The following is an 8538-nucleotide window of genomic DNA, read 5'->3' on the forward strand; positions in this document are numbered from 1 at the left end:
TATTCCAAAAAGAAAAGGGAAGAGTGCTTTGTTCACCCCTCCCTTTTTTTATTTTTCCATTCTCTGAGCTTACGCCTATTAACCGCCCGCCTTGACTTCTCGCCGCCGCGGATGCAGCACGAATTCGGTATACCCGTTCGGGAGTTCACACCCCTTGAACACCAAGTCCAAAGCCGCTTGGAACGCGATGCTCCGATCGTAATTCGGCGACATGTCTCGATAATTCGGGTCCCCAGCGTTCTGCTCATCAACAATCTTCGCCATCCGTTGAAACGTTTCGGTTACCTGTGCCTTCGTAACGATTCCGTGATGCAGCCAATTCGCAATGTGTTGACTCGAAATTCGCAGCGTTGCCCTATCTTCCATCAAGCCGACGTTGTTAATATCCGGTATCTTCGAGCAGCCGATACCTTGATCCACCCATCGGACGACGTATCCCAAAATGCCTTGTGCGTTGTTATCCAACTCACGCTGAATTTCATCGGGCTGCAACTCTCGATCCTTCAACAATGGCGGTGTCAGCAGATCCGTCAAACTGGCGCGCTGTCTTGCGGACAATTCTTTTATCCAGTTTCCAACGTCAACTCGGTGATAGTGCATCGCATGCAGCGTTGCGGCTGTCGGTGACGGCACCCATGCCGTTGTCGCACCCGCCAAGGGGTGATTCATCTTCGTTTCGACCATTTCTGCCATCTGGTCAGGTTTCGTCCACATCCCCTTCCCAATCTGTGCAGTGCCGAGTAAAGCGGTTTCAATCCCGATATCGACGTTCCAATCCTCATAGGCAAGCATCCACGGCTCGTCGCGGATCTCCATCTTCGGAATCACGGGTCCCGCTTCCATGCTCGTATGGATTTCATCGCCAGTCCTATCCAAAAATCCGGTGTTAATAAAGACGAGGCGTTCCTGTGCGATTCGGATCGCTTCCTTGAGATTGACGGTCGTCCGGCGTTCCTCATCCATAATCCCAATCTTAATGGTATTCGTCGGGAGTCCAAGTGCCGATTCAATCCACTCAAACATCCGAATCGTCATATCCACCTCTTCCGGTCCGTGGAACTTCGGTTTGACGATGTAGATACTCCGGGTTTTACTATTGGTGACGGGACCGTTGCCCTGCAGGTCATGTATCGCGGCGAAACTCGTTACCATGGCATCCAGAATGCCTTCCGGGACTTCTTCACCCGCTGCCGTCGTGACGGCATCCGTGTACATGTGGAGTCCAACGTTCCGAATCAGGAGAAGACTTCTGCCTGGGACCGTCAATGTGCCTCCGTCGGGTGCGGTAAACGTCTTATCGGGTGCGAGGCGACGGGTCAGCATTTCGCCGTTTTTCTCGAATGTCGTCTCCAGCGCCCCCTTCATGATGCCGTTCCAATTCCGATAGACGCGCACCTTGTCTGCTGCATCCACTGCCGCGACGGAATCCTCACAATCCTGAATCGTCGTAATTGCCGACTCCAGGATAACATCAACAACCCCCGCAGGATGCGCCTTTCCAACGGGATGCTCTCGGTCTATCTGTATTTCGATGTGCAACCCGTGGTTTCGCAGGAGAATAACACGCAGTTCGCCATCGGTTTGCGTAAACCCTACAAACTTGGTCGGATCGGCTAAGCCGACCTCGCTGCCATCACTGAGGGTTGCCCGTAACTGTTGCTCGTTATGAACGGTTTTTAAGGAAAATTCCGTAACGTCAGAGAAACTCCCAGTTTCAAGTCCGGTCATTTCATCTAAAAACGTTTCGGCATACGCAATGACTTTCGCCCCTCGGATCGGGTTATAGGTCGTCCCCCGTGTCGCACCGTCCGATTCATCAATGACATCAGTGCCGTAAAGGGCATCGTAGAGACTTCCCCAACGTGCGTTCGCGGCGTTTAGGGCATAGCGGGCGTTATCGGTCGGCACAACCAATTGCGGACCTGAGATGAGCGAAATCTCTATGTCAACGTCTTCGGTAATTACAGTAAAATCCCGTCCTTCGGGAAGCAGATAGCCGATGTCGGTCAGGAACGCCGAATACGCCTCACTGTCCAAGGGTTCATCTTTACGCGCCAGATGCCACGCGTCAATCTGCCCTTGGAGCGTATCCCGTTTCTCCAAGAGCGTCTTGTTTTCTGGTGCGAACGCCGCAACGATGTCACCGAACGCTTTCCAGAAGGCATCCGCCTCTACTCCCGTGCCGGGTGCGATCTCATCTCTCACCAATGCGTACAAATCTTCATCTATCCTGAGATTACCGATTTCAATCCGGTTTCCCATACTCTTTTCTCCATTCCAAGGTGCTGTTAAGGTGTTGGATCTCGGTGAGCCGATGCTTCGTTGCACCGACAACAAATTCTCGCCTCAATTGTTAATTATCATAGCAACACATCTATAGCCTGTCAATTGTTTTTTTAGATTTTTAGAAATATTCACAAGAAAACAAATATGTCGATGCCATTGTCAGGCAACTTGCGAAAATATAGAACTTGTGTTAAGATGTTAAATGAAGTAGAGACTTTACCTTCTCACTGAAGCGAAATATATTACGGACGGTGTGAAAATCACACCGCAGCATGACTTGCAATAATGGGGCACCAACTCCATATCACATCCGACGAAAAGGATGAAGCGGCTGATTAGCGGACGCAGTGCGATCCGACCCCAATCAAGGTATAATCAAAAATATGAAAATTGGAATTATTGGTTGTGGAACCATTAGTAGTGCCTACTTTGAAGGGGCGCGAAAAACGGACATTTTAGAAATCAAAGCCTGTGCTGACCTCCGAATAGAAGCGGCACAGGCGCAAGCCGAAAAATATAACTCCCACGCATGCACCGTCGATGAATTGCTCGCTGATGACGAAGTTGAACTCGTCGTGAATCTCACGATTCCGCGGGCACACGTAGATGTCGGTTTGCAAGTCTTGGAGGCAGGTAAACACGTCTATAGCGAAAAACCCCTCGGTGTGGACACCGAGAGCGGGAAGCAACTGATTGACACCGCCGCACAAAAAGGACGCCGCGTTGGCTCGGCACCCGATACCTTCCTCGGCGCGGGTATCCAAACCTCACGATGGACACTGGATGCAGGAAAAATCGGGAGACCCATCGCCGGGACAGCGTTCATGTGCGGACACGGACACGAAAGTTGGCATCCAAACCCCGCTTTCTACTACGATCTCGGCGGCGGTCCAATGTTGGATATGGGTCCTTACTACGTGACGGCACTCGTGAATATCCTGGGTCCCGTCAAGCGCGTCGCCGCGATTACCACAAAAACCTTTGAAGAACGCGTCGCAACGAGTGAAGCCGTGCGTGGTTTGCGTATCCCTGTTAAAATTACGACCCACCTCACGGGCACCCTCGAATTCCAGAACGGCGCGATTATCACAATGATTATGAGTTTCGACATGTGGCGGCACAGTCTCCCGTGCATCGAAATCTACGGTGAAACAGGATCAATGACGGTGCCTGATCCCAACGGATTCAGGGGTCCCGTAAATGTGTGTCCCGCAGGCGGGGAGTGGGAAGAAGAGGACATCCCGTTCCCAAACAACGCCCGGATGATTGGGGTCATTGATATGGTATCTGCAATCGAATCGGGACGTCCGCATCGTGCAAACGGTGCGTTGGCATATCACGTGCTTGAAGTGATGTGTGCCTTCGACAAATCCTCGGAAACCGGCGAACACGTCGTCATCGAAAGCACGACGGAACGCCCGGATCCTGTGCCACTCGGTTTGAACGAATGGGAAATAGATTAAATCGCTCATGGATAGCGGCTCCACACCCTTCGCTGGCGAGGTTTCTTAACCTCCCCTACCGTTACTATATTTTCCCAGGTCCGGTAGGTGCGGTTTCTAACCGCACTGGATAAATCGAATCCACGTTAGATTAAGAGCGTCTGTCTTTACAGATTAATGGTAATGTAGGTCTCCACTCGGAACAGAATCGCTACTGTGCCCCAGAAGGTCGTCACGACGAACTCTCCCAACACGAGACCGAGGAAAAAGGGTGCCGCCCTCCGAAAACCACCGATGCCACCGTGTTTCGTAATAATCCACTTCAAGATGAAACTGACAAGGAGCGAAAACCAGAAGAAATTCATCGTAAAGGTGCTGGTGACGGCGTAACCCGCCGGATGGAACGGCATCCACATCCACCGTCCCCGTAGAAACGCCAAGAGAACCGCCATCACCGTTCCGACACTGATCGCACTCAGCACTGCGGTATCGGGACCCGCAGGTTGGACGAGTCTTCTACCGAGTCGACTGAAGGTCTCTCTGCCCGCCCACGCCGTATAGACCCCGTCCTGATACGAGACATGCAGATATGCCCAGATCGTAGCGATGATGCTGACACCGATAGCGACGATGACCGCCCTCGCGAAGGTCTTGTTTTCGATGTCGGCACGCTCGGCTATCTTCAATCCCTCAAGATGGTGGGGCATCAACAGGCAATCATACGCACGATTGAAAAAGTAGAGATACGCCAACCCTGTCAAGTTACTCGCACCGAGACGTTTCGCGCCGAAAACTGAATACATCATCCTATCGGGACCGGCATAGTGTTGGTCGTGAACGGGGGATCCGAGTTCGGCACGCATCCGTGTAATCCCCGTCGCTAACCCGAAGAACAATCCAAAGAAGGTCGCGATGACCCACAACGACATCCCAAGTTTATAGCAGAAAACAACAAGGAACACCATGCTCAACACCATCCATATCACCGCGGCACGGTAAGAGATGGGTTCGTCCTGATCCTTGAACGTTGCGGGCGTGCCAAACAACCGACGCAGCACTTGCGATAAGTATCGGCGTGCACTCCAGACCGCCACCAGACCGATACCGATATATGCCCCGAAAGACTGCTCCTCCGCATACGGGAAGGGTGCCGACAGACCGACCGCACTGCCTAACACACGGAACGCCTGCCAATACAGATAAAAGAACCAACAGGAAAAGGATAACTCTAACGGCATAAAGAACGCCAATCCAACGGCGAACGGATAAATACCGATCGGGAACCACGTAATGGCGTTCCATGGACGGACGGTAAAGAAATCTGCGATGTCATACGCACGGATACCGCTGAGTCGCGGCACTTGTGGAAACAGGTAATTAACCCCGTTGAGGAGATCGATAGCAGCCGCAACCGCGAACCCGATCCACATCGCCTTGCTACGGAAGAACCCGCTCCTCGGATTCGCCATCGCCAACGGCAATTGGATTAGCGGATAACTCAACTTCTCATTCTCTGTCCACTGTCTTCGGAAGATGAAGTTGATACTGAGCATCACCGAAAAGAGTGCCGCGAGGAAGAGTCCCCACCATAACAACGGCGAGCTCCACGCCGGGAAGTGCGGATAGAACGTGGAACCACCATCGAAAAAATTGGCGAGTCCACGCTTATCGGTGACCGAGGTCCATGACGGGATATAGTGCCAAAACAGGGATTGCCAATCGTTCTCCGGCGTGGCATAAGCGAAGGCGTAGCTAATAATCGGGAGGAGGATCTGCACGCACATGTGCCCCCCGATAGCGGTCGAGAGGCACAACATTACATAGATCGTCAGGAGTTCAGCAGTGGAAAGTGAGAGGTGCGGCGAGACCTTTTTCGCGAAGCGGTTCACGATCGTCAGCACGAACAGTAGCGTGATCGTGTTGTAGAGCAGCGAGATCATCGACATGTGCGCGATGTCCCACCGGAGCCCCATCATCTGCCACATCGCATTCGCTGGAATCAGCAGGAGTCCGATGCAAACCGCTTTCAAACTGAGAGGAGAGAGTCGACGATTCACGAGGCTCAACGCCTGATTGATTCACTGCTTTTGAGATACCGATAGAGGTCGCTATCCGTCGTCAAGATGAGTTTGGTGCTCTCGTTGGTCGTCTGACGATACGTCTCTAATGTCTGGATAAAAGCGAAAAATTCTGGGTCTTGACCGTGTGCTTCGGCATAAATCTGAATGGCTTGCGCATCCGCATCGCCCTTAATCTGCTCGGCTTCTTTATATGCCTCAGATTGGATCCGCTCCAACTCTTTCTGCTTCTGTCCCATGATGTCAGCGGCTTCGCCTTCACCCTCGGATTTGTATTTCTCAGAGATGCGTTGACGCTCCGAAATCATTTGGTCAAAGACTTTCTTGCGAACCTCATCTACATAGTTAATTCGTTTTATCTGAACATCGACGAGTTCAATACCGAACTGTGGAACGGTTTCCTGCACCTTCTCAAGGATCATGCGCGTAATCCGGTCCCTACCAATCTGAATCTCTTCCAAAGGTTCACCCGTTTGTCCTTCTTCTCCTTCAAGGACCTCCAGATCCAGACTTAAGACACGATTTGAATCCCGCACGACCTCAATCAAGAGTTGCGCTGTTACTAAATCTCGCGCTGCGGAATCAATAATGTCATCCAAACGGGACTGCGCAAATACTTCGGTTCCGAGTGCCTGATAGAATTTGAGCGCGTCTTTAATACGCCAGCGCGCCGTGGTATCCAACCAGATGAATCGCTTGTCCTTTGTCGGAATCTGGTTAGGAGAGCCGTCCCACTCAAGGACGCGCTTTTCAAAGCGGTGGACCTGTTGAATAAACGGGGTTTTTATTTTTAACCCAGCTGTGACGATCGGTTGCCCAACCGGACGACCGAACTCGGTAATGACGACCTGTTCACCTTCATAAACAGTATAGAACACACCCGACGCAATCAGCACTACCAGCACGACAACGACAATTAAGGGTATAAGCACTATTTTCGATTTCATGTTTTTAATTTTCCTTTTTAACTTTACCTTGCGGATAAGTAACGGGGTCTGTGAGTTGACGCTTTTCGTGTTCGAGTCGCCTGCGTGTTTTTGCAATGTAATACAAGGAATGGATTTAGTCTATTCCCAGACTAAATCCGGTATTTCTGCGTATTGTTGCAGGCTTCGTTTTCGCGTCTAACTTTATTCTTTGAGTTGCAGAAGTGGGATCGGTGCGTTGGCGTTACCGTCAATGACATAAATTTCTTTCACCTGTGGTAACACTTCCCGCATCGCTTCGAGGTAGAGTCGGCGACGGGTAACTTCTTTCGCCTTTTGATACTCCGAACGAATCGCCTTGAACCGATCCGCATCCCCCTGTGCCTCGTTCACCCGTTTTAGTGCGTAACCCTGTGCCTCCGAAATTTTTTGCGCTGCCACACCGTTAGCTTTCGGGACGGATTGGTTGTAATCACGCCACGCCTCGTTGATTAAGCGTTCTTTCTCCTGTTTCGCCTCGTTAACGGCGTTAAAGGCGGACTTCACGGCCTCTGGCGGATTCACATCTTGCAAGGTCACCGTCGCCACATCTAATCCGGTTTGGTAAAGATCCAGGAGTTGCTGAAGATGTTCTTCAACTTCCGCCGCAATTTCAATACGCCCGACAGTCAACACCTCCGTGACAGTCCGATCGCCTACGACCCGACTCATCACAGATTCCGAAAGGTCGCGCAAAGCCCGCTGCGGATTCCGGACAGAGAACAGGAACATTTTCGGATCCTTGATTTTATACTGAACCACCCATTCGACATCCGCTATACTCAGGTCACCCGTCAGGAGCAATGACTCATCGGCGTAATCCCGGCTATCATACTGCGTCCGAACGCCGGCTCTGAGCGTCCGAAACCCGAATTCCTCTTTGAAAACCTTTCGGACAGGGACGCTAATGGCTCTCTCAATGCCGAGCGGTAACTTGAAATGGAGTCCCGGCTCGGCTTGTCGGACGGATTTACCGAACATCAGCACAACCGCGATTTCGTCTGCTTCAACGGTATAGAAACTCGTCGCTAAGCCCCCTAACACGATCACACCGAGAATCACCAACACAATGCGTTTGGGCGTGATGAGACGCGTGTAACGCTGTCGTTCTATTAATTCATGGAGTTCCTGCATGAAGAGTTCTCCTTTTTATTTTTTACATTTAATTCTTTACATTTAAGGATGTAGACCACAACAAACGCCTACAATCATAGGATATTTGGGAAAAAGAGTCAAGGGAAAGATGGAAATTGGGCGTGAGTATTTCAGCAGTTGTCTGAATCGCGGATTTTCGCGGATTCGACGGATTTCGCTGATTTTTTTATTCGTTAGCGTTTGTCGTCTGAATCAGGATTTACAGGAAACCGCTTCGATCTTGGCAGGATAATTTCACAGTTTCCATAGTAAAACCGAGAAAAAATTGCTGAACGCGTTCAATAACTGATGCCAGTTGAATGCAAATACTTTTTGATTACCGTATAGGTCACTTTAGACGCATATATGATAGACGAGAAAAATAAACAGACATTTACCCAGGCCTGGTAGGTGCGGTTTGCAACCGCACCATAGGTGTCAATTTAGCGTTTGCAATCGGTCTAACCCGTGATGCCTATGGGGGGCATTGTGTCTCACCCTAGAACCTCTTGAGTTCCGTAGGAACGCTATTGTAACGCCAGTTTGAAAAAAGTCCGAGAAGCCAAGACAGACGTACATTTAACGACTTGTGCTAAATAACTGTTTGTAAAACACAACTTCACAGAAGTGCCA

5 protein-coding genes are annotated in these 8538 nt (G+C 50.7%); 1 reads left to right on the forward strand and 4 read right to left on the reverse strand.

Annotation, left to right across the window (positions count from 1 at the left end; translation table 11 throughout):
- Positions 1-78 precede the first annotated feature (78 nt).
- Positions 79-2262, reverse strand: a complete 2184-nt coding sequence (locus F4X88_09725; GenBank protein ID MYA56562.1) for a malate synthase G — start codon at positions 2260-2262, stop codon at positions 79-81.
- 398 nt (positions 2263-2660) lie between these two features.
- Here F4X88_09725 and F4X88_09730 point away from each other — a divergent pair, with 398 nt between their 5' ends.
- Entirely contained in the window at positions 2661-3749 is a 1089-nt protein-coding gene (locus tag F4X88_09730; protein ID MYA56563.1) for a Gfo/Idh/MocA family oxidoreductase, read from the forward strand.
- 146 nt (positions 3750-3895) lie between these two features.
- Here the strand turns inward: F4X88_09730 and F4X88_09735 are convergent, their stop codons facing one another.
- From F4X88_09735 to hflK, 3 genes are all read right to left on the reverse strand, one after another.
- On the reverse strand, positions 3896-5785 hold the full coding sequence (locus tag F4X88_09735) for a hypothetical protein (protein MYA56564.1): 1890 nt from the start codon (positions 5783-5785) through the stop codon (positions 3896-3898).
- A gap of 5 nt (positions 5786-5790) precedes the next feature.
- Positions 5791-6753 carry a protease modulator HflC gene (gene hflC, locus F4X88_09740; protein MYA56565.1) on the reverse strand — a complete coding sequence of 321 codons (963 nt, stop codon included), beginning with the start codon at positions 6751-6753 and terminating at the stop codon, positions 5791-5793.
- A 183-nt stretch (positions 6754-6936) separates the two neighbouring features.
- On the reverse strand, positions 6937-7905 hold the full coding sequence (gene hflK / locus F4X88_09745) for an FtsH protease activity modulator HflK (protein ID MYA56566.1): 969 nt from the start codon (positions 7903-7905) through the stop codon (positions 6937-6939).
- Positions 7906-8538: the final 633 nt, after the last annotated feature.

This window comes from Candidatus Poribacteria bacterium (assembly GCA_009839745.1).
Lineage (GTDB): Bacteria > Poribacteria > WGA-4E > WGA-4E > WGA-3G > WGA-3G.

Excerpts from the sequence above, each read along its gene's own strand:
- hflC (MYA56565.1), bottom strand. The coding sequence starts at position 6,753 with ATGAAATCGAAAATAGTGCTTATACCCTTAATTGTCGTTGTCGTGCTG.
- hflK (MYA56566.1), bottom strand. The coding sequence starts at position 7,905 with ATGCAGGAACTCCATGAATTAATAGAACGACAGCGTTACACGCGTCTC.
- F4X88_09725 (MYA56562.1), bottom strand. The coding sequence starts at position 2,262 with ATGGGAAACCGGATTGAAATCGGTAATCTCAGGATAGATGAAGATTTG.